Consider the following 20480-nt stretch of genomic DNA (forward strand, 5'->3'; position numbering starts at 1 on the left):
CGGGCGCCCAGGCCGAACCGGGCGGCGATCGGCAGCAGCAGCCGGTAGCCGCGGAAGGTCTTGCGGATGCGCTCGCGGCCGGCCTCGCCGGTCAGCCCGACCGGGAAGGCGTCCACGGTCACCAGGCCCGCGACGCGGTCCGGGTGCCGGTCGGCCCAGTGCCAGCCGATGATGCCGCCGTAGGACCAGCCGACCAGCAACGGCTGTTCCACGCCCCTCGCCCTGAGGACGGCGTCGAGGTCTCGCAGAGCGCCTTCGAACGAGTAGTCCGCCGAGCGCTTGGACTTGCCGCGGGCGCGCTCGTCGTAGGTGATGTGGCGGTAGCCGGGGCCGAGGTCGGCGTAGGCGCCGGACAGTTCGGGTGAGGGGTCGACGCCGAGCTCGTCGGCCAGTGCTTCCCTCGTGCGCTGATACACCCGCAACGCCTCGCTGATGCGGCCTGCCGCGGCAAGTGCGCGCATCAGTGCGGCGACGAGCTTCTCCCGCACCGGGTGCGCGGCCACCAGGTCGGTCAGTTCCGTGACCAGATCCGCGCCGTGACCGAGGCCGATCTCGGCTTCGAACCGGTCTTCCGTTGCGGTCAGCCGCAACGCCTCGAGCCGGGTGGCCGCCGCGTCGAACGCCTCGCTGTCCTGCAGGCCGACGTCCTGCATCGCCGGGCCGCGCCACAACTCCAGGGCCTCGCGCAGCCGTTGCGATCCCTGGTCTTCGCGTGCTCGGGCAACGAGCCGTTCGAACCGCACCGCATCAACGGCGTCCGCGTCGATCATCAGGCGGCAGCCGTCCGTCAGTCCCTCGACCACGACGTGCGGAACTGCCTTGCGCAGCCGGGAAACCAGGCGCTGCAGGGCGTTCGCGGCATCGACCGGCGGGTGCTCGCCCCAGATCCAGTCGATCAGCGTCGCCTTCGGGACCACCTGGCCAGGCCGGAGCGCGAGAGCGACCACCAGCCCGCGCAACCGCGCGCCCGGCACGTCGGCGACAGCGCCGTCGTCCGCACGCACCTCGAACGGTCCCAGGACCTTGATCTGCACCCAGTTGATCCTGCCAGCCGGGAACCGGTGTGACGCCGCAACGGCGCCACACCGGTCGTGATTTCAGGCCGCGGGGTGGATCACGATGTCGTCGAGCCGCGTCCGGGCGTAGAGCCTGAGCGCATCGCCGCTGACGTCCAGTGCGGGCACAGAGCTGCGCACCAGCCCCTTTGTGCTCTTCGCGTCGATCTGGACCGCCGTGCCCTCGCCGACACCGATCTCGATGCCGCCCGAGGCGTTCATCAGTTCCAGCTGACCGTTCGTGGCCCGCCCGATCCGGATCGGGCAGTCGGCTGCCTTCGCGATCACACTGCCGTCGGCCTGGCCGATGTCGAAGCTGCCGCTGGAACCACCGAGGTTGGCGTCGGACCGGGCGTGGCCGATCCAGACCTTGCCGCTCGTGCCCTGGTAGCGGACAACGCCGTCGGCCTCGCCGATCCGCACCCCGGCCGTGCTGCCCTCGATGGCGACGGACCCGGCGACGCGGCCGACCGCGAGCCCGCCGCTGCCGAGGTTGCCCCTCAACGTGGCGACGCGGTCGAGCTGGACCTGCCCCGAGCCGATGTTGACCTCGCAGTCGCCGAGCACACCGTCGGCCTGCACCTCCGTCCAGGCGGTGTTGAGGATCAGGCGGGACCCGGCGGGCAGCTCGATCGTGATGGCGACGGACCCGTTCTGGTCACCGGACTTGGTCGTCTTGACGGCCAGCACGCCGTCGGAGAAGTCGACCTTGGTCTTCTCGGCGACCTTCACGTCCTTGGAGTTCGCGCTGTTGACGGGCTCGACCCGCACCACCGTGTCGGTGCGCTCGCCGGCTGCGATCCGCACTCGGGCACCTGCGGTGGTCAGCGTGGCGGTGATCGGGTCCGGCGTGGTGAACGTGGACATGTCGTGTCTCCTTCGTCGGCCTTCGTGGTTGTTGCGACCACATTCGCCAACAGGCCGGACACGCGTCCGTCACGGCCCTGACACCGGCGACAACACCGATGTCAGGACCTGTGTCAGCGCAAACCGATGGTGTGCCCGCCGTCCTCACTCAGGCCGCGGGCGCCACCGGCCTCGATCCACATGAACACCGGTTCTGCGCGCCCGTACTCGCCGCACCGCCCGGGATCCTGTCCGATCATTGGAACCTGGTGCGGATGTCGTGTTCGTCGGCGGTCGCGGAGACCACGAGGACGGTGTCGCCGCTGCGGAAGCGGTAGTCGGTGGCCGGCACGACCGGGCGGGCGTCGTGAACGACGGCGGCCACCACGGTGCCGGCCGGGAGGTCGACGCCGGACAGCGGCCGACCGGCTGCGGCGGAGTGGTCGTCGATGTGGGTCGCGATGACCGTGACTCCGGCGGCGGCCAGCCGGAGGAGTCCGACGGTGTCCGTCGCGCCGCTGGCCTCCTCGATCAGCGGCACCAGGGATGCGACCGCAGGTAGTGCGACGTCGACACCCCAGCGGGCGTCGAACAGCCAGGCGTTGTCGGGGTCGTTCACGCGGGCCATGGTGCGGGACACGGTGAACTGGCGTTTGGAGAGCAGGGCGATGACGAGGTTGTCCTCGTCCTCTCCGGTGGTGGCGAGCAGCAGGTCGACGTTGCGCACACCCGCGTCTTCGAGAACGGCGGGTTCGCAGGCGTCGCCGTGCACCAGCCGCAGCACATCCGCGTCGGGAAGCTGCGCAAGGCGCGTGCGATCGCGTTCGATGACGGTGACTTGGTGGCCTGTGGCGGCCAGCAGGTGCGCGGCCTGCTCACCCAGCCGCCCGGCACCTGCGACGAGTACCTTCATGTGCCCAGCTCCTTGCCCAGGAAGGAATGCAACCGGCCCAGGGCGGTCGCGGCGACGGCCAGGCTCACAGCGTCGCCCGCGCGCGCGAGAGTGTCGCCGCTCGGGAGGAACGAGTGGCCGCCCCTGGTGACCGCGATGATCCGGATCTCCCCGTTCACGTCGAGGTCGTGCACCGGCCGTCCGGTGAACCAGGCGGGCAGTGTCTCGCGGACCAGGAGGGTCTCGCCGTTGCCGAAGCTGACCTCCGGGTCGAGGTAGCGGTGCCGCAGCAGCTGGCTGATCCGGTTGACCGTCCAGGTGACGCTCGCGACGGTGGGGATGCCCAGATCGGCGTAGATGTCGGCGCGGCGCGGGTCGTAGATGCGCGCGATCACCCTGGGGACTCGGTAGTCCTCTTTCGCGATGCGCGCGCCGACGATGTTGGTGTTGTCTCCGGACGTCACGGCGATGAACGCCTCTGCTGTCTCGATGCCCACCCGTTCGAGCACGCCGCGGTTGAACCCGTTGCCGACGACGAACTCACCCGCGAATCCGCTGGGCAGCAGTTCGCGGGCGTCCTGGTCGCGGTCGAGCACGAACACCTCGTGCCCGCCCGCGGACAGCTGGTGAGCCAGCGCGGCGCCGACCCGGCCGCAGCCCATGATGATCGCCTTCATGCGGTGACCTCCTTGCGACGCAGAAGGAACTTGCGGACCTCGTCAGCTCCGAGAACGAGCGCGCCACAGCCGACCACGAGCAGCCAGTCCACGACAGACAGAGGCGCGGTGTGGAACACCGCCTGCAGCAAAGGGACGTAGCTGATCGCACACATGATCGCGATGCCGATCAGTCCCGCGCCGATCAACTTGCGATTGGAGAACAGGCCCAGGCGCACGATGCTGAGCCGGTCGCTGCGCACGGTGAAGGAGTTGAAGAACTGACTGACCACGATCGTCGCCTGTGTCATGGTCAGCGCCTCGCGGTAGACGGGGTTCGCGGCGGTGAACCGGTCGAACGGGATGCCGGCGGTGTGAATGTGCCAGAAGAACAACGCGGTGGCGCTCGCGGCCTGGATGCTGCCGAGGAACAGGAACCGGCGCACGAGGGCCCAGGAGAACAACCGTTCCCGCCGCCCGCGCGGGGGTGTGTCCATCACACCGGGTTCGGGGGGCTCCGCGCCGAGTGCCAGCGCCGGCAACACGTCCGAGCCGAGGTCGATGGCCAGGACCTGCATCGCGTTGATCGGCACGAGCGGGAACCCGGCGAAGGTGGCGACCAGGATGGGGGCCAGCTCGCCGAGGTTGTGGCTGAACAGGTAGACCAGGAACTTGCGGATGTTCGCGTAGACCGAGCGGCCGAGCTCGACGGCGGTGGCGATCGAGGCGAAGGAGTCGTCGAGCAGGACCATGACCGCGGCCTCGCGGGCGACATCGGTGCCCGTGGCGCCCATCGCGACGCCGATGTCGGCGCGTTTGAGCGCGGGTGCGTCGTTGGCGCCGTCACCGGTGACGGCGACGACTTCGCCGAGCTCCTTGAGCGCGGCCACCACCCGCATCTTGTGCTCGGGTTTGACCCGCGCGAACAGCACGTCGCCCTCCCCGGTGAGCAGGTCGCGCAGCCCGGTGTCGTCGATCTCGCCGTCGAGGTCCGCGCCGGTGACCGTGCGGGGCCGGCCCGGAGCGGCCAGGATGCCGACCCGGCGGGCGATCGCCTCCGCGGTGAGCGCGTAGTCACCGGTCACCATGATCACGCGGATGCCCGCGCGACGGCAGGAGGCGACCGCGTCGACGACCTCGGGGCGCGGCGGGTCGAGCATGCCGACCAGACCGAGCAGCGTGAGGTCGTTCTCCGCCTCCACCTGACCGGTCCGCGCACCGCGGACTGCACGGACGGCGACGGCCAGCACCCGCAGCGCGGAGCCCGCCATCGCGTCGTTGGCCGCCAGCACCTCGGCGCGGGCCCGGTCGTCCAGGGCGATGTCGCCCTGCTCGGTGCGGATGCGGGTGCAGCGGGCGAGCAGCTCACCCGGAGCACCTTTCACGTGCGCCCACGTGCGCCCGCGGTAAGCGTGCACGGTGGTCATGAGCTTGCGTTCCGAGTCGAACGGGAACTCGCCCACCCTGGGGGCTGCCCGCTGCTCGGCGTCCACGTCCAGCCCCGCTTTCGCCGCGGCGACCAGCAGTGCCGCCTCAGTGGTGTCGCCGAGCACCCTCCAGCCGTGCCCTGGCTCCGGTGGCAGCACCCTGGCGTCGCAGCACAACGCCGCCACCCGCAACATCTCCCTGGCCGAGTCCGGATCGGACACCGAGCCGTCCGGCGCGTAGCCGACTCCGGTCACCCGGTGGGTCCGCGCCGCCGTCCACATCCGGGTGACAGTCATCTCGGCCTTGGTGAGCGTGCCGGTCTTGTCGGTGCAGATGACCGTCGTCGACCCGAGGGTCTCCACCGCGACCAGTTTCTTCACCAACGCCCGCCGCCGCGCCATCCGCCGCACCCCGATGGCCATCGCCACCGACAGCGTGGCGGGCAGCCCCTCCGGCACGCACGCGACCATCACCCCGAGCGCGAACACGAACGTCTCGACCAGCGGCCCGCCCGCAGGCAGCCGCACCGCGAACAGCACCACCCCCAGCGCGAACGCCGCGGCGGCCACCCGCCGGGCCATGTGCGCGATCTGCAGCTGCAGCGGGCTGCGGTCGGGTGTGGTGCGGGCGGTCAGCCGGTAGATCCGCCCGAACTCCGTGTGCTCGCCGGTGCCGGTCACCACCGCCTTGCCGGTGCCCGCGGCGACCGTCGTCCCCATCCACACCAGGTTCCGCGCCTCCAGCGGTGCCACCACGGCGGGTACCGCGTCGGCGGTGCGTCCCGCCGGATCGCTCTCCCCGGTCAGCACGACGTTGTTGACCGCGAGTTCGTGCGCCTCGACCACCCGGCAGTCGGCCGACACCGCGTCGCCGGCGTCGAGCACGACCACGTCCCCGACGACGAGTTCCGCCGCGGGTACCTCGACACGATCACCGTCACGCATCACCCGTACCCGGCGGGGCACCATGTCCCGCATCGCGTCGGCGGTCCGCTCGGCCATGTACTCCTGCCCGAACCCGATCGACGCGTTGAGCAGCACCACCGCCAGAATCGCGATCGCCAGCCGGAGGTTCCCGACGTCCGGCGGGGTGCCCAGCAGGTATGCGAACAACGTGAACGCCGCCGCGACGAGCAGCACCACGGCGAACAGGTCCGTGAACTGACCGAGGAACCGGGACACCAGCGACCGTTCCGCGAGCCGGGGCAGCTCGTTGCGTCCGCGTTCAGCCAGCCGTGAGGCCGCCTCCTGCGACGAGAGCCCACGCGGCGCGGACCCCACCATGCCGAACACGGCGCCGGGTTCGGCCGTCTGGATCGCGACCACGTCGCGTTCCCCGGCCCGCGGCATGGACGGCGCGGTGGTCATGGCCACAGCGTGCTGCCGCGCCGTCACCTGGGCACAGGCCCGGAGGTAACCGGGCAGAAGGCCCCAAGGTCCCTGGTGCTGTCACAGATTCGCAGCGCCTCCGCACTGGCCGGAGTCCAGCCCACAGCGGTGAAGCACAAGGTCGCCGCCGCTGCAGGGCCAGGCGCACGACACCCCTGCGACAGCTACTGGATCCACATCATGACCGCCTTCGGTGACCGGACCCTCGACCACGTGGACGCCACCGACATCGAGACCCTCATGAGGCAACCGCAACAACTCGCCCGGCACTCCCCCGATCGGGGACATGCCCTCTTCGGCTCTCGCTTGGAGTTTTCCGAGCGGTACCAAGGAAATCGCACAGCGCGTTCTGTGCGCGCCGATGCGAGAGGATGCCGTGCCCGAACAGCGTGATCCCTTACCCGTACTCGACCGCGTTCTCGACGTCTACGAGTGGGAGGACCGGTGGCAGCAACGCCTAGCTGATGACCTTCGCGCCCGGTTCACCGTGCTCCCCCACCGACGCCCTGCGCCACTGCTCTGCCACAGCCTGCTCGTGCCAGAAGCCGCCGAACGAGTGCGAAGCACCTTCGGCCATGTGCTCGACACCGACGCCGGACGGCTCGCCCTGCTCTACACCGCTGCCCGGCTGCTGCACCGCATCGACAAGGGCGACCACCCCGACCTCGCCACACCGATCAAGAAGCTCGTCGAGACTTTGCGAGCCGCTGCCAGACCGCCTCTTCGAGTGGTCACGGCGCCTCCCCGAGACGAGCGATGAGAGCCCCTTCGGCGCCTCCGAGTCCAAACCGGACTCGCCCAGCGCACGCCACCGTCCGGACGATCCACGGCTCCCCGACCCAAGCAGCGACGACTTCCGGGCGGTACACGTGTTCCCGGTGCCGGTTCACGGAGCCAACAGGTCTGAGCAGGTAGCCAGAAGTCGTGTTCGCAACTCGCCGTCCGGTGAGGTGGATGAAGGGTTCCTTCCTCCACCTGGTGTGGATGAAGGAGCCCTTCATCCACGTAACTGCCCGGCAGGCGGGTTGCGGACAAGACCTCTGGCAAGGCGCTTAGACCGTGGTCAGCCGGCGGACGACCACCCCGCGTACCTCGCGCGCGTCGAACGGGCCGGCCTGCCGGGAGTCGTAGCTCATGTTCTCGTTGTCGCCGGTGACCACGATCTCGTCCGCGGAGACCACCGCCGAGTCACCCGGCAGCGGATCGCCGGGCACCGCCACCGCACGCTTGATCAGCAGTGTGCGTTCCTCGTTCGTCGCACCTGCCATGAAGTCGGCAGGCGCTACGCCGCGGCCGGGCATCCTCGGCCCCAGGAGCACGACGATGTCGCCACGCCGCACCGAGTCGACCGCGCAGCGGCGCACCAGCACCCGGTCGCCGTCGCGCAGTGCGGGGGCCATGCTCGGGCCGGCCACCGTGACCACCATGAACCGCCTGCCCAGTGCGACGACGCCGAACACGGCCGCCAGCACGACCCCCGTCAGCACCACCACGGCGATCACCGCGCCACCCGCGGCACGAGGATCTCGGCGACATCGTCGAACCTGATCACCACGGCGGCGACGAAGACCGCCGTCACCGCGCCGACCAGGGCGTCGACGAACCCGGGCGGCGCGGTGTCGACCCCGGCCAGCCCGACGACCGCCACGGCTACCAGAAGACCGTTGCGCACCAGGTGCCTGCGGTTCAACAGGTCCGCCGACGCGCCGAAACACGGGCAGGCCACGCGGATGTCCCTGCGCACCGACGACTCGATGACCACGGCGAACAGCACGCACAGCAGGATCACCAGTGTGAAGCCGGCGACCGCGCCGCGGTGCGGCAGCAGGAGCAGCCCGGCGGCCGCCGCTTCCGCCGCGACGACCAACCGGGCGACCGGCCGCGGCCACGCGTCGGGCACCAGGCGCAGCCCCCGGATCGCGGCCACGAAACCGCCGAAGTTGCCCAGCTTCCCGATGGCGGACGCCGCGAACACCAGCACCAGCACGGCACGGCCCGCCAAGTCCACTGTGGACATAACTCGCTCCCCTCAGCCGACCGCGGTCGGTTCCTGATATCCCTTGGCCTGCAACGCGAACAGCCGGGCGTACGCGCCACCGGCCGCGACGAGCGAAGCGTGCGAGCCCTCTTCCGACACCACGCCGTCCTCGACGACGAACACGTGGTCGGCATCCCTGGTCGCCCCGAGCCGGTGCGAGATCAGCACTCTGGTCGTGCCGGCGGCGTACGACCGCAGCGTCTCGTGCACCTGGTGCTCGGCCTCCGGGTCGAGGCCCGAGCTCGGCTCGTCGAGGATGAGCAGGTCCCGCCTGCCGCGGAACAGGCCGCGCGCCAGTGCGAGCCGCTGCCACTGCCCGGTCGACAGCGTGACCCCGACGGCCGACCCGTCGTCGCCGGTCAGCCAGGCGAGCGCGGCCGATTCGGCCGACGCCGAGCCGGCGGTGCTGAACGTCCGGCTCAGCAGCGTGTCGTACCCGGCGGGCAGCCGCGCCAGCGTCTTGTGCACGCCGGCCAGCCGCGCCGCCTCCTCGACCAGGGGCCGGTCATCGCGGCGCTCGACGTCGCCGACCCCGACGTTCTCGGCGGCGGTCAGGTCGTACTCCATGAAATCCTGGAACACCGCGCCGATCCGCGCCCGCAGGTCGGCGGGCGCCATGTCACGCAGGTCGACGCCGTCCCACAGCACCGAGCCGCGGGTCGGGTCGTAGAACCGGCACAGCAGCTTCACGATCGTGCTCTTGCCCGCACCGTTGCGCCCGACGATCGCCACCGCCCGGCCGACCGGGATGGTCATGTTCACCCCGCGCAGCACCCACGGATGCGCCGGGGAGTAGCGGAACCACACGTCGCGGAGCTCGATGCCGCCGCGCAGCTCGGGCACCACCGCCGGCGGCGTCGCGACCGGCAGGTCGGACTCGGACCGCATCAGGGCGAGGTAGTGCTCGAACATCACCAGCGACCTGCCGGCCATCGCGTACGAGCCGACCAGCATCGACAGCGACGTCTGCACCCCGGCGACGGCCGCGACGAACATCGACACGTCACCGACGGAGAGCTGCCCCCGGCTCGCCGCCACGATCGCCGCGACGAGACCCCCGCCGGCCACCACCGACGACAGCAACGCCAACCCGCCCTGCACGCGCAGCTCGTGCCGGTCGACCCGGCGTTCCGCCGCGTTGGCCGTCACGCGTTCGGCCAGCATCCGCTGCCGGAAGAACGCGCCGATCCCGAACAACCGCACCTCCTTGGCGGCGCGGACGTCGGTGAGCAGCCGCGCGTAGAACAGCTCGCGCCGGATCGACGGGCTCATCTCGAGGAACACCGCCGCGCGGCGGCGGGCGAGCGCGCGCTCGGCCAGCACCGCCGGCACCCCCGCCGCCAGCACCACCACCGTGATCAGCGGGTCGAGCACGGCGAGCGACCCGACGAACCCCGCGACCGTCACCAGCGCCCGGCCGGCCCCGACGAACCCGTTGACGACGTTGCTCGGCGCGGACCGCCCGGACTCCTGCGCCACCCGCAACGTGTCCTGGAAGTCGGGGTCCTCGAACCGGCTGAGCCCGACGAACCGCTCGGTCGCGCCGTAGAGCCGGTCCTCGCTCAGCAGCGCGACCCGCCGGTCCGCCTCGACCCGCACGTACTCGTTCACCTGCGGCACGACACCCGCGACGACCCCCACCACCGCGAGGATGCCGACCAGCCACAGCAGCGGGTACAGCGGCGTACCGCGCAGGACGGCGCCGAGAATGAGCTTGACCAGCCACGCGGAGGCCACCGGGACGACCGCGCCGAGCACGTTCAGGGGCACGTACACGGAGAACAGCCCCGGTGCGGCCCGCCACGCCAGGCCGACCGCCGTGGCGACACCCGCGAACCGCGAGCTCACTTGACGACCGCCGCCATCGGACCGAGCAGCTGGTCGATCTCGTACGACGTCGCTGCCACCATCCCGTCTCCCTTCAGGACGAAGATGACCGGCATCGCGGTCACCTTGAACGCCGCGGCCAGCGGCCCGTTCAGGTGCTCGACCACGACCTGCGCGACCGGCTCCAGCCGGGCGGCCATCGGCCTCGACTCGACCTCCTCGCCCATCACCACCGCGATGACCTGCCGCCTGCCCTCCGGCATCACGCCGACGTGCTCGACGAAGTTCGGCAGGTTGGCGACACACGATTTGCAGTGCGGCGACATGAACGCCACCACCGTGCCGTCGACGAGGTCGTCCAACGTCACCACGCCGCCGTCGGTGGTCGTCGCGGTGAACGGGTCCGGTCGCGAACCCTGCACGAGCGAGCTCGCCAGGTTGTCCGGCACGCCGTAGTCGGGGGCCTTCTCCAGGCGGGCCTCGTGTTCGCGAAGCCGCCTGAGCACGCCCAGCGTGAGCAAAAGGTCGAACAGGCAGAGAAAACACAGCACCATCACGGAAACGACCAGCACCGCCACCGCGAAACCTCCTGTCTTCCGGTAGTGGACCAGCGCCCCGGCGGCCGGACCGCCGGGGACGCCAGGTCAAATCAGCAGGACACGCACCGGGTGCTGCAGACGGCCGTGTTCGGGCCGGTCTGGCAACAGCGGAACGCCCACGCCCCCGTGCACTGGTCACACCAGCACCCGGGCGGCGGCAGGGCCGCCGCCGTCGCCTTCGGCACCACTCGTGCCAGCACCCGGTCACCGAGCTTCTCGATCAGACGAACCATGTGACACATTCCCTTCTGGTGGAACAGAAACCAGGGCGTGCGCCCTGGTCGCGCCATGGCCGTCGACCACCTTTCCGGGCGCCGTTCACAGCTCGATGACATCTCGATGACCTCGGGTAGGCTCGCCGTCGGGGGTCACATTGTCCGAAGGGTGGAGTTTCCGGCTGCTCGGCGAGCTGGCCGCGATCAACGGGACGACGCCGGTGCCGCTGGGCAGCGGCCGGTTGCGGGTGGTGCTCGCGACGCTGTTGTTGCGTGCCGGGCAGACCGTCTCGCGGGACGAGCTCATCGACCGGTTGTGGGGAGACGCGCCGCCGGCCCGTGCCCGGTCCACCGTGCCGACCCACGTCATGCGCCTGCGGCAGGCACTGGGTGACCCGGACCTGATCACGACCCGGCCGGGCGGCTACCGGATCGACATCGCACCCGGCCGGCTCGACCTGACGCGCTTCCGCGCCATGGTCGAGCGTGCCGGGCGGCTCGACCCGGTCGCCGCGCCGGCGGAGCTGCGGCAGGCGTTGGCGCTGTGGCGTGGCCCGGCGCTGGCCGACGTGCCGTCGGAGTCGTTGCGGCGCGACGAGGCGCCCCGGCTCGACGAGGAGCGGTGGCAGGCGCTGGAGCGGCGCACCGAGCTCGAGCTGGAACTCGGCGGCCACGGCGAGCTGATCGGCGAGCTCACCGCGCTGACCGCCCAGCACCCGTACCGCGAGCGGTTCTGGCACCAGCTGATGCGGGCGTTGTCCGGAGCCGGGCGGCAGGCCGACGCCTTGGCGGCCTACCAGGAGATCCGCACGCGCCTCGACGAGGACCTCGGCATCCAGCCGGGGCCCGCGCTGCGCCGGCTGCACGCCGCGATCCTCAGCAACACCGACCAAGCCCTTCCCGTGCGCCGGCCCGCGCCGGCGGCCTCCCCGGTGCCCCGGCAGCTGCCCGCCGACGCGGCGTCCTTCACCGGACGGGACACCGACCTCGCCGAGCTGGACAAGATCACGGCCAACCGGGGCAGGGTGGTGGCGGTGATCCACGGCACCGCGGGCGTCGGCAAGACCGCGTTGGCCGTGCACTGGTCCCACCAGGCAGCCGACCGGTTCCCGGACGGCCAGCTCTACGTCGACCTCCACGGCTTCGACCCCGAGCACGCGCCGACCGATCCCGGCGCGGTCCTCGCTCGGTTGCTGCGCTCGCTCGACGTCGAGGCGGGGCGCATTCCCGTTGACAACGAGGAGAAAGCCGCGCTCTACCGGTCGGTGACCGCGGACCGGCGGCTGCTCGTGCTGCTGGACAACGCGGCTGACGAGGCGCAGGTCCGACCGCTGTTGCCGGGGACGCCCTCGTGCCTGGCGCTGGTGACCAGCCGCAACCAGCTCACCGGTCTCGTCGCCGTCGACGACGCGCACAACCTGCGCCTCGACGTGCTCGACCGGCCGGAAGCCTTGCTGCTGCTGGCGAACGTCCTCGGCCACGAGCGGGTCGCGGCGCAGGCGCGGGCGGCGGACGAGCTCGTCGGCCTGTGCGGGCGGCTTCCGCTCGCGCTGCGGCTGGCGGCGGGGAAACTGCGGGTGAGGGCGGACCAGAGCATCGCGTCGGTCGTCGCGGACCTGCGCGACGCCGGTCCGATCACGGCGCTCGAGGTGGCGGGTGACTCGCGTGCCGCCGTCCGGCCCGCCTTCGCCGTGTCCTGCGGCGCGTTGCGGCCCGACGAACGCCGCCTCTTCCACCACCTCGGTCTCCTGCCCGGCCCGGACTTCACGCCGGCCGCCGCGGCCGCGCTCCTCGACGCGCCCGAGGCGGAGGTGACTCGGTTGCTCGACGGCATCGTCCGGTCGAACCTCGTGGAGTCGCACGAACCCGGCCGGTACCGGCTGCACGACCTCGTCCTGCTCCACGCCCGCGAAGTATCCGAAGTAGACAGACGGAAACCGTTGCGGCGCCTGTACGACTGGTACGTGGCGGTGGCCGAGACCGCCGCGCGACTGCTCTACCCGCACGTGCCGATGCTGTCCGGCCCACCGGGCCAGGAGGTGTTCGCGGACGCCGCGAGCGCGTGGACCTGGCTGGAGAACGAGCTGTCCAACCTCGGCGCGATCATCGAGAGCGCGCCCGCGCACGGCATGCCGGCGGTGGCGTGGCGGCTGGCGGACGCGACCCGGGGGTTCTTCCTCGCCCGCACCTACCACAACGACATGTGGTGGGCGTTCGCACGGGGTGGCCTGTCCGCCGCGACCGCGGAGGGCGACCGGCAGGCCCAGGCGGCGATGCACATCAACCTGGCCACAGTGTCCTGGAGTGTCGGCGACAACCAGGGATTCTTCGACCACAGCGAGGAAGCGGCGACGCTCGCCCGCGACATCGGCTGGCGCGCCGGCGAGGCCAAGGCCCTGGGCAACGCGGGCCACGCGCTCCTCGGCCTCGGCCGCCGGCGGGAAGCGCTCGGGTACAGCGAGCGGTCCATCCAGATGTGGCGTGCCGAAGGGGCGCCGGAGGGGATCGTCCACGCGTTGCGGATTCTCGCCCACATGCACAACGAGTCGGGCGACCTCCGCGCGGCGGAGCGCGACTTCGGTGAGGCGCTCGACCTCGCCAGGCGGAACGACTCGGTCTTCGGCGAGCTCGACGCGCTCGCCGGCCTCGCCTGGGCCGCCTGGCTGCGCGGTGACCTGCACGACGCGGAGAAGCTGTACAGCCGGACTCTCGCGATGGCGCGGAAGCTGGGCTCGCGCTTCCGCGAGGCGCAGGGCCTCGGCAAGCTGGCCGAGATCGCGTCCGTCGAGGGCCGCCTGGCGCGGGCGGCGGACCTCGGGCAGCAGGCGCTGGCACTCGTGCGCACCGCGGGCCGCACCCAGAACGAGGTCGACATCCTCAACGCGGTCGGCCGCATCGCCGTCCATTCAGGACAGCCGAGGGCGGCAGTCACGCACCACCGGCAGGCGACCGGCCTGGCCGACGGCCCGAACCCGTACCACTACGGCCTCACCGACGCACTGGTCGGCCTTGCCGACGCGCACCTGGCACTGGCCGAACACGACGAGGCCACACCAGCGGCGGAGCGCGCGTACGACCGGGCGCGGGAACTCGGCTACCGGATCCTGCAGGGCAAGGCGGCGATCATCCTCGCCGAGGCCGAGCTGGCGCGGGACAACCACGCACGGGCCGCGGCGTACGCGCGTGAGGCACTCGAACTCCACCACGCGACCGGCCATCGCCCAGGCGCCGAATGCGCGTCGACGACGGCACGCGCCATCGCAACCCGACTGAGCGAGGCCCGCACGCGATGACGGCGCGGTGAAGGTCGCTTCCGTGCCACCGAGCCAGGACCCTCAACGTCCATAGGGGCGGCACGCCGACCGTCGAACGTGGCTCTCACAGTACCTGTATCACCAGGGTCTCCCAGACGTCCAGGACGCCTGTCAACCTGTTCGAGAGGCGCGCACGGCAATCCGTCCCAGGAGCCTGAACGAAGGCGCCGACAAACACTTCATGGACACGCGCGGCGGCTTCACCTCATCAGTTCAATTCAGCCGCACCGGGTGCGCGACCGCGTCAGCACATGCTTCCACGACAGAACGGACGAAGACCAATGGCGGACACCCCGTTCACCACTCACTCAGACCTTTTCGATCTGAGTGGGAAGTACGCACTCGTCACCGGCGGCACCAGGGGCATCGGGATGATGATCGCGCGCGGACTTCTGCAGGCGGGCGCCCGCGTCGTCGTCAGCTCACGCAAGGCGGACGCGTGCGCGGAGGCACAGCGCCTGCTGTCCGGATTCGGCGACGTTCGAGCAATCCCGGCCGACCTGTCCAGGTACGACGAGTGTCAGCGCCTCGCCGATCTGGTCAAGGCCGACTCCGAACGCCTGGACGTCCTCGTCAACAACGCGGGAGCGATGTGGCGCGAGCCGCTGGAGACGTTCCCGGCCGAGGCCTGGGACGCAGTGATCGACCTCAACCTCAAGTCGCCGTTCTGGCTGGTGCAGGCGCTGCTGCCCGCACTGCGCAGGGCGGGCACCGCCGATGATCCCGCGCGGATCATCAACGTCGGCAGCATCGCCGCCATCCACGTCGCCGAGGCGCCCAACTACTCGTACGCCAGCAGCAAGGCGGCACTCCATCAACTCACCAGGGTGCTTGCCAGGGAACTGGGCCCGCAGCACGTCACGGTGAACGCGGTAGCCCCGGGAGTGTTCCCGTCGCAGATGATGGCGGCCACGATCGACGCCATCGGCGACACGATCGCGGCGAAGGCCCCTCTGCGCCGGCTCGGCCGCGACGACGACATGGCAGGTGTGGCCGTGTTCCTCGCCAGCCGGGCCGGGTCTTACCTGACGGGCACCATCGTCCCCGTCGACGGCGGCACCGCCACAACCGCATCGGGCACCTAAGCGGCTTGCCAAAGGTCTTGTCCGCAACCCGCCTGCCGGGCAGTTATGTGGATGAAGGGCGCCTTCATCCACACCAGGTGGAGGAAGGCGCCCTTCATCCACAACACCAGACGGGTCTCAACGGGGGTACCAGCAGTACCTCCCTTCGCCTGCGGACAGGGCCTACCGTGAAGGGGTGGCCATGATCGACCTGCGCACTGAGATCAAGGAGTTCCTGAGCTCGCGTCGCGCGCGGATCACGCCCGAGCGGGCCGGGCTGCCCGTCTACGGCGGCAACCGCCGGGTCAAAGGCCTGCGGCGCGCGGAGGTAGCTCTGCTGGCAGGGGTGTCGGTCGACTACTACGTGCGCATGGAGCGCGGCAGCCTCACCGGCGCTTCCGACGGGGTGCTCGACGCGTTGGCCTCTGCCTTGCAACTCGACGAGGCCGAGCGCGATCACCTGTTCCAGCTTGCGCGGCAGTCCAGGGCGCCCGGCGGTCCACGCCGCCGCCCCGCCGTGACGGTGCGTCCGGCGCTTCAGCAGGTGCTCGACGCCATCACCGATGCGCCGGCGTGGATTTGCAGCGGCCGTTATGACGTGCTGGCCACGAATCGACTTGCCCGCGCGCTGTATTCACCGGTGCTGGCCGGCACCCGACGGCCGGCGAACACCGCGCGGTTCGTGTATCTGGATCCCGAAGCGGCAAGAAAGTTCTTCGTCGACTACGACCGAATCGCCGGTGACGTGGCCGCGAAGCTGCGCGTGGAAGCCGTCCGCAACCCGCACGACGAGGAGCTGATCGCCCTGGTCGGTGAATTGTCAACACGCAGTGAACTGTTCCGGCAGCGGTGGGCGTCCCAGGACGTTCGGCTCCACCGGTCCGGACGCAAGCGTCTGCACCACCCGGTGGTGGGCCGGCTCGACCTGGACGTCGAGTCGATGGAGCTGCCTGCCGAACCCGGCCTGCTCCTGAACGTCTACACCGCGCCCGCCGGCACGGCGACCGCGGACGGTCTAGCCCTGTTGGCGTCGTGGGCGGCCAGCCAGGAGAAGCCGGCGACCGAGATCCGAACACTCAGCTGATATTCGTACGAGCACGGCGTAGCACGAGCGCTACCCACCGGACGCTCGGCACACCCCCAGGCCCGGAGCCGGTCGACGCTCCGGAAGCTCACGCGACGTCCAGCACGGTCTTGAGCCAGCCGTCCTCGCGCCGGTCGAAGGTCTCGTAGGCCTCGACCGCGTTGACCGGGTCCTCGTGCCGGGTGATGAACGCCGTGGGGTCGACGGTGCCGCTGACGACGAGGTCCAGGAGCTTCGGCAGGTAGCGGCGGTGGTTGCAGTTGCCCATGTTCACGGTGAGGTTCTTGTTCATCGCCTCACCGATCGGGAAGCTCGAGAACCCCGGTGGATAGACGCCGATCACCCCGATCGTGCCCGCCTTCGCCGACGCCTGCACCGCCCACCGCAGCGCCAGGCTCGGCGCGTCGCCCGGTACCCACTGCTCACCCTGCGGAGCCGCATCCGGTGCCGCCTGGGCGCGTTCCTGCTCGAACTGCTCCGCCTGCTGTTCGTACTGCTCCGCGGCCGGTCCGCTCGCCGGGCGTTGTGCGTCCACGCCGACGGCCTCGATCACCCGGTCGGCACCGATGCCGCCGGTCAGCTCCTTCACCACGGCGACCGGGTCCTCGGCGTTGAAGTCGATGGTCTCCGCGTTCTGCTCGCGGGCCTTGTCCAGCCGCGACGCGATGCCGTCGACCACCAGCACCCGTCCGGCGCCCTGGCGCTTGGCCGAGGCGATCGCGAACTGGCCCACCACACCAGCACCGAGCACCAGCACGGTGTCGCCGTCGCCGACCTCGGCGAGCCGGGCGCCGAACCAGGACGTCGGGAAGATGTCCGACAGCAGGATCGCCTGGTCGTCGCTCACCGCGTCGGGAACCCGCACGAGTGTCGTCATTGCGAAAGGAACGCGCGCGTACTCCGCCTGCAGCCCGTCCACCGGTCCCGTCGTCTCCGGACCACCGAAGAAACACGTGCCCGCCGACGGGCCGTTGGGGTTGGCCGTGTCGCACTGAGCGAAGTAGCCGGCCCGGCAGTACGAGCAGGTACCGCAGCCGACGGTCGAGGTCACCACCACCCGGTCGCCGGGCGTGAACCCGCGTACCGCGGGACCGACTTCCTCCACGACTCCGACCGCTTCGTGGCCGAGCACCGTGCCCTCCACCATGCCGGGCATCGTGCCGCGCACCAGGTGCAGATCCGTGCCGCAGATCGCGCTGCGGGTGATCCGCACGATCGCGTCGGACGGCTCCAGGATCTTCGGGTCGGGCACGGTCTCCATCCGGATGTCACCGATGCCGTGCCACACCACAGCCTTCACAACGCTTCCCCTCGTCGTCAGCTCTTCATCGCCGAGTTCCCGCACAGCCGACGGCAAAACCCGGCGTGTTTGCTGCCCCGAACGGCCGTGAACCCCAGCGACTGAGCAGTCCGGCGAAGGACCTGCTGGTCCTGCGCTGGATCCGCAAACGATGAGCAGCCGCTTCCGGACGAGACGCCGGCGCGGCGACCACGGCCGAGCCCCGTCCCCACCCGTGCGGCGCGGCGGTCAGCCACGGCACAGGCGCGCGAGCACCGTCCCGCCCACCCGGATCCACGCGGTCCTCCCCCACCACCACCGCGTCCTCGAGGCCGAGCTCCTCGCCTTGGAAGAGGAACGGGGTTCCGCGCAGGGTCGACAACAGCACCGGCGCCACGTTCGCCCTCCGCGGCGAACCGCCGTAGCGGGTGCGGTGCCGTTCGATGTCGTGATCGGACAGCACCCACGTGGGCCAGGCCGCCATCGCACCCAGCTCGCGTCCGACCTCCCGCACGCACATCCGGAACACCGTCGGTCCCACGAGGCGTCCACCAAGGTTGCTCGACGCCACCCACGCGCAACTCCTCCCAGCCGGACGGGCGATCTCTTCTGGTACCCGGCTCACACCGGTCCACGCGTTTGCGTCGTTTCCTTCGGCAGGTCGCGGGTAGACAGCCGCCATGAGCACAGATGTCCGAGTCATACCCATGGCCGATCACGAGTACGCCGCGGAGGTGCACGAAGGCACGGAGACGACCACGCACCACGTCGTGTTGTCCCAGGACTTCCTCGACGACCTCGCACTGCCGGAGCTGGACGGGACCACGCTGGTCGAGGAGATCCTGCGGTACCTGCTCGACCGGGAGCCGAACACGGCGGTCCCGCACGAACTCGATCCCGCCGCACTGGTGGGCCAGGACGGCGAGTTCCTGCCGGAGCTGCGGCGTCGTCTCGGCGGGGACTGAGCGAAGGAGTCCCGCCGACGTGGTGGAGCGCTGGTACCGCAACGGGGTCATCTACTCGCTGGACGTGTGCCTGTTCCAGGACTCCGACGGCGACGGAGTCGGTGACCTGCGGGGACTCATGAGCCGCCTGGACTACCTGAGCCGGCTCGGTGTGGACACGGTGTGGCTCAGCCCGTTCCACGCGTCGCCGCGCCGCGACGGCGGCTACGACGTCACCGACCACTACTCCGTCGACCCGAGACTGGGCTCTCTCGGCGACTTCGCCGAGTTGCTCGACCACGCCGACGAACGGGGCGTGCGGGTCATGATGGACCTGGTGGTGAACCACACCAGTGACGAGCACCCGTGGTTCCAGGCCGCACGTTCCCGACGCGACTCGCCTTTCCGGGACTGGTACGTCTGGTCGGACACCGAGCCTGCGGACCGTCGGGAGGGCTCCGTCTTCCCCGGTGTGGAAACGGAAACGTGGACCTACGACGACCAGGCGGAGGCCTGGTACCGGCATCGGTTCTACCGCTTCCAGCCGGACCTGCACACGGAGCATCCAGAGGTGCGCGCGGAGATCCGCAAGGTCGTCAGCTTCTGGGCCCGGCTCGGGGTGTCCGGGTTCCGGGTGGACGCGGCACCGTTCCTGATCTCGTCGGGTTGCGGTCAGGACTTCAGTCTGCTGCGCGACATCCGGGAAACGGCGTCGTGGCAACGCAGGGACGCGGTCGTGCTCGCCGAGGCCAACGTGGAGGACCACGAGGTGCTGGAGTACTTCGGGCACAGCGACAACCGCGCGAGCCGGGCGCTCATGCTGTTCAGCTTCCGGCTCAACCAGGCGGTGATGCTGGCGCTGGCACGGTGCGACGCCGGTCCGGTCGCGACGGTGCTGGGCGAGCTGCCGGACCTGCCCCAGAACGCGCAGTGGGCCACGTTCCTGCGCAACCACGACGAAGTGGACCTCGGCAGGCTGCGGCCCGACGAGCGCGAGGACGTGTTCGCCGCGTTCGGTCCCCACCCGGACATGCGGCTGTACGGACGGGGCATCCGCAGACGGCTGGTGTCGATGCTCGACGGTGACCGCCGCCGGGTGGAGCTCGCGTACAGCCTGCTGCTCACCCTGCCCGGCACCCCGGTGCTGCGCTACGGCGACGAGATCGGCATGGGCGAGGACCTGACGCTGCCGGAACGGGAGGCGATCCGCACCCCGATGCAGTGGTCGGACGCGAAGAACGCCGGATTCTCCAGAGCGGACTCACTGATCCGGCCCGTGATCAGCACCGGACCGCGCGGCTGCGCCGAGGTCAACGTGGCCCGCCAGCGCAGCGACCCGCACAGCCTGCTCACCTGGTTCGAACGCGTCCTGCACACCCGCCGCGAGTGCGAGGAGATCGCCACCGGCGAGCACGAGGTGCTCGACGTCGGCCCGCCCCACGTCCTGGTGCACGTGGCACGCGGACCGCGCGGTGTCATGCTCTTCGCACACAACCTGAGGCCGGAACCGTGCCAGGTGTCCGTGCCGCCGCAGGCTGCTGAGGAGGAACCACCGCAGAACGTCGTGGCCGACGGCACCTACGACCGCGATGTCGACCTGTTGTCTCTGCAGCTCAACGGCTACGGCTTCCGCTGGATCCGCCTGGCCGACATCCCGTGGTCCTGACCACGGGCGGTGGCGCGGGATCGCACCGCCCCTTGCAGCAGCGCGACAACCACGTTCGCGCCCGTCGCGGCCGCCGCTGTCCTCATCGGCGCCGACCTTGCCAGAGGCCTTGTCCGCAGCCCGCCTGCCGGGCAGTTACGTGGATGAAGGGCGCCTTCATCCACACCAGGTGGAGGAAGGCGCCC

At 70.7% G+C, this 20480-nt stretch carries 19 protein-coding genes; 6 read left to right on the forward strand and 13 right to left on the reverse strand.

Annotated features, from left to right (window positions below; translation table 11 throughout):
* The 6 genes from ABZV40_RS43815 to ABZV40_RS43840 form a co-directional block, all read right to left on the reverse strand.
* Positions 1–1034, reverse strand: a 1034-nt coding sequence (locus tag ABZV40_RS43815; protein WP_355455769.1) for an alpha/beta fold hydrolase, incomplete at its 3' end; no start/stop codon positions are given.
* Positions 1035–1097: 63 nt separating this feature from the next.
* Positions 1098–1922 carry a DUF4097 family beta strand repeat-containing protein gene (locus tag ABZV40_RS43820; RefSeq protein ID WP_355455771.1) on the reverse strand — a complete coding sequence of 275 codons (825 nt, stop codon included), beginning with the start codon at positions 1920–1922 and terminating at the stop codon, positions 1098–1100.
* Between the two features lie 113 nt (positions 1923–2035).
* Positions 2036–2161, reverse strand: coding sequence for a hypothetical protein (locus ABZV40_RS43825; protein WP_355455773.1), 126 nt, complete (start codon positions 2159–2161; stop codon positions 2036–2038).
* Positions 2158–2814, reverse strand: coding sequence for a TrkA family potassium uptake protein (locus ABZV40_RS43830; RefSeq protein WP_355455775.1), 657 nt, complete (start codon positions 2812–2814; stop codon positions 2158–2160). The genes ABZV40_RS43825 and ABZV40_RS43830 overlap by 4 nt, the downstream gene beginning before the upstream one ends.
* Positions 2811–3470, reverse strand: coding sequence for a TrkA family potassium uptake protein (locus ABZV40_RS43835; RefSeq protein WP_355455777.1), 660 nt, complete (start codon positions 3468–3470; stop codon positions 2811–2813). Before ABZV40_RS43835 ends, ABZV40_RS43830 begins: the two co-directional genes overlap by 4 nt.
* A complete protein-coding gene (locus tag ABZV40_RS43840) occupies positions 3467–6244 on the reverse strand; it encodes a cation-transporting P-type ATPase (protein WP_355455779.1) in 2778 nt (925 codons plus the stop codon). The genes ABZV40_RS43835 and ABZV40_RS43840 overlap by 4 nt, the downstream gene beginning before the upstream one ends.
* A gap of 598 nt (positions 6245–6842) precedes the next feature.
* Here ABZV40_RS43840 and ABZV40_RS43845 point away from each other — a divergent pair.
* On the forward strand, positions 6843–7025 hold the full coding sequence (locus ABZV40_RS43845) for a hypothetical protein (RefSeq protein ID WP_355455781.1): 183 nt from the start codon (positions 6843–6845) through the stop codon (positions 7023–7025).
* Positions 7026–7317: 292 nt separating this feature from the next.
* Here ABZV40_RS43845 and ABZV40_RS43850 read toward each other — a convergent pair whose 3' ends face one another.
* From ABZV40_RS43850 to ABZV40_RS43870, 5 genes are all read right to left on the reverse strand, one after another.
* Positions 7318–7767 carry a S26 family signal peptidase gene (locus ABZV40_RS43850; protein WP_355455783.1) on the reverse strand — a complete coding sequence of 150 codons (450 nt, stop codon included), beginning with the start codon at positions 7765–7767 and terminating at the stop codon, positions 7318–7320.
* Complete coding sequence (locus ABZV40_RS43855) at positions 7764–8282, reverse strand: MauE/DoxX family redox-associated membrane protein (RefSeq protein ID WP_355455785.1); 519 nt, start codon at positions 8280–8282, stop codon at positions 7764–7766. The genes ABZV40_RS43850 and ABZV40_RS43855 overlap by 4 nt, the downstream gene beginning before the upstream one ends.
* Positions 8283–8294: 12 nt before the next feature.
* A complete protein-coding gene (locus tag ABZV40_RS43860) occupies positions 8295–10151 on the reverse strand; it encodes an ABC transporter ATP-binding protein (RefSeq protein WP_355455787.1) in 1857 nt (618 codons plus the stop codon).
* Entirely contained in the window at positions 10148–10708 is a 561-nt protein-coding gene (locus ABZV40_RS43865) for a redoxin domain-containing protein (protein WP_355455789.1), read from the reverse strand. Before ABZV40_RS43865 ends, ABZV40_RS43860 begins: the two co-directional genes overlap by 4 nt.
* A 71-nt stretch (positions 10709–10779) precedes the next feature.
* A complete protein-coding gene (locus tag ABZV40_RS43870) occupies positions 10780–10962 on the reverse strand; it encodes a hypothetical protein (RefSeq protein WP_355455791.1) in 183 nt (60 codons plus the stop codon).
* Positions 10963–11102: 140 nt separating this feature from the next.
* Here ABZV40_RS43870 and ABZV40_RS43875 point away from each other — a divergent pair, with 140 nt between their 5' ends.
* The 3 genes from ABZV40_RS43875 (at position 11103) to ABZV40_RS43885 (ending at position 16406) form a co-directional block, all read left to right on the forward strand.
* A complete protein-coding gene (locus tag ABZV40_RS43875) occupies positions 11103–14237 on the forward strand; it encodes a BTAD domain-containing putative transcriptional regulator (protein WP_355455793.1) in 3135 nt (1044 codons plus the stop codon).
* Positions 14238–14539: 302 nt separating this feature from the next.
* Positions 14540–15343: an SDR family oxidoreductase gene (locus ABZV40_RS43880; RefSeq protein WP_355455795.1), complete on the forward strand. Its 804-nt coding sequence runs from the start codon at positions 14540–14542 to the stop codon at positions 15341–15343.
* 175 nt (positions 15344–15518) lie between these two features.
* Positions 15519–16406, forward strand: a complete 888-nt coding sequence (locus tag ABZV40_RS43885; protein ID WP_355455797.1) for a helix-turn-helix transcriptional regulator — start codon at positions 15519–15521, stop codon at positions 16404–16406.
* Between the two features lie 88 nt (positions 16407–16494).
* Here the strand turns inward: ABZV40_RS43885 and ABZV40_RS43890 are convergent, their stop codons facing one another.
* Positions 16495–17706 (reverse strand): zinc-dependent alcohol dehydrogenase, encoded by a 1212-nt coding sequence (locus ABZV40_RS43890; protein WP_355455799.1) that lies wholly within the window; start codon positions 17704–17706, stop codon positions 16495–16497.
* 25 nt (positions 17707–17731) lie between these two features.
* A complete protein-coding gene (locus ABZV40_RS43895; protein WP_355455801.1) occupies positions 17732–18226 on the reverse strand; it encodes an alpha-amylase family glycosyl hydrolase in 495 nt (164 codons plus the stop codon).
* Positions 18227–18392: 166 nt separating this feature from the next.
* On the opposite strand from ABZV40_RS43895, the gene ABZV40_RS43900 reads away from it, so the two are divergent.
* Both ABZV40_RS43900 and ABZV40_RS43905 read left to right on the forward strand, forming a co-directional pair.
* Positions 18393–18650, forward strand: coding sequence for a hypothetical protein (locus ABZV40_RS43900; protein WP_355455803.1), 258 nt, complete (start codon positions 18393–18395; stop codon positions 18648–18650).
* A gap of 19 nt (positions 18651–18669) precedes the next feature.
* Positions 18670–20295, forward strand: coding sequence for an alpha-amylase family protein (locus ABZV40_RS43905; RefSeq protein WP_355455805.1), 1626 nt, complete (start codon positions 18670–18672; stop codon positions 20293–20295).
* Positions 20296–20480 lie beyond the last annotated feature (185 nt).

It is taken from the genome of Lentzea sp. NPDC004782 (assembly GCF_040609115.1).
GTDB lineage: Bacteria > Actinomycetota > Actinomycetes > Mycobacteriales > Pseudonocardiaceae > Lentzea.

What these genes read in the sequence shown, in the direction of transcription:
- ABZV40_RS43820 (WP_355455771.1), bottom strand. Translation starts at nt 1,922, where the DNA reads ATGTCCACGTTCACCACGCCGGACCCGATCACCGCCACGCTGACCACC.
- ABZV40_RS43825 (WP_355455773.1), bottom strand. Translation starts at nt 2,161, where the DNA reads ATGATCGGACAGGATCCCGGGCGGTGCGGCGAGTACGGGCGCGCAGAA.
- ABZV40_RS43830 (WP_355455775.1), bottom strand. Translation starts at nt 2,814, where the DNA reads ATGAAGGTACTCGTCGCAGGTGCCGGGCGGCTGGGTGAGCAGGCCGCG.
- ABZV40_RS43835 (WP_355455777.1), bottom strand. Translation starts at nt 3,470, where the DNA reads ATGAAGGCGATCATCATGGGCTGCGGCCGGGTCGGCGCCGCGCTGGCT.
- ABZV40_RS43840 (WP_355455779.1), bottom strand. Translation starts at nt 6,244, where the DNA reads ATGACCACCGCGCCGTCCATGCCGCGGGCCGGGGAACGCGACGTGGTC.
- ABZV40_RS43855 (WP_355455785.1), bottom strand. Translation starts at nt 8,282, where the DNA reads ATGTCCACAGTGGACTTGGCGGGCCGTGCCGTGCTGGTGCTGGTGTTC.
- ABZV40_RS43870 (WP_355455791.1), bottom strand. Translation starts at nt 10,962, where the DNA reads ATGGTTCGTCTGATCGAGAAGCTCGGTGACCGGGTGCTGGCACGAGTG.
- ABZV40_RS43880 (WP_355455795.1), top strand. Translation starts at nt 14,540, where the DNA reads ATGGCGGACACCCCGTTCACCACTCACTCAGACCTTTTCGATCTGAGT.
- ABZV40_RS43900 (WP_355455803.1), top strand. Translation starts at nt 18,393, where the DNA reads ATGGCCGATCACGAGTACGCCGCGGAGGTGCACGAAGGCACGGAGACG.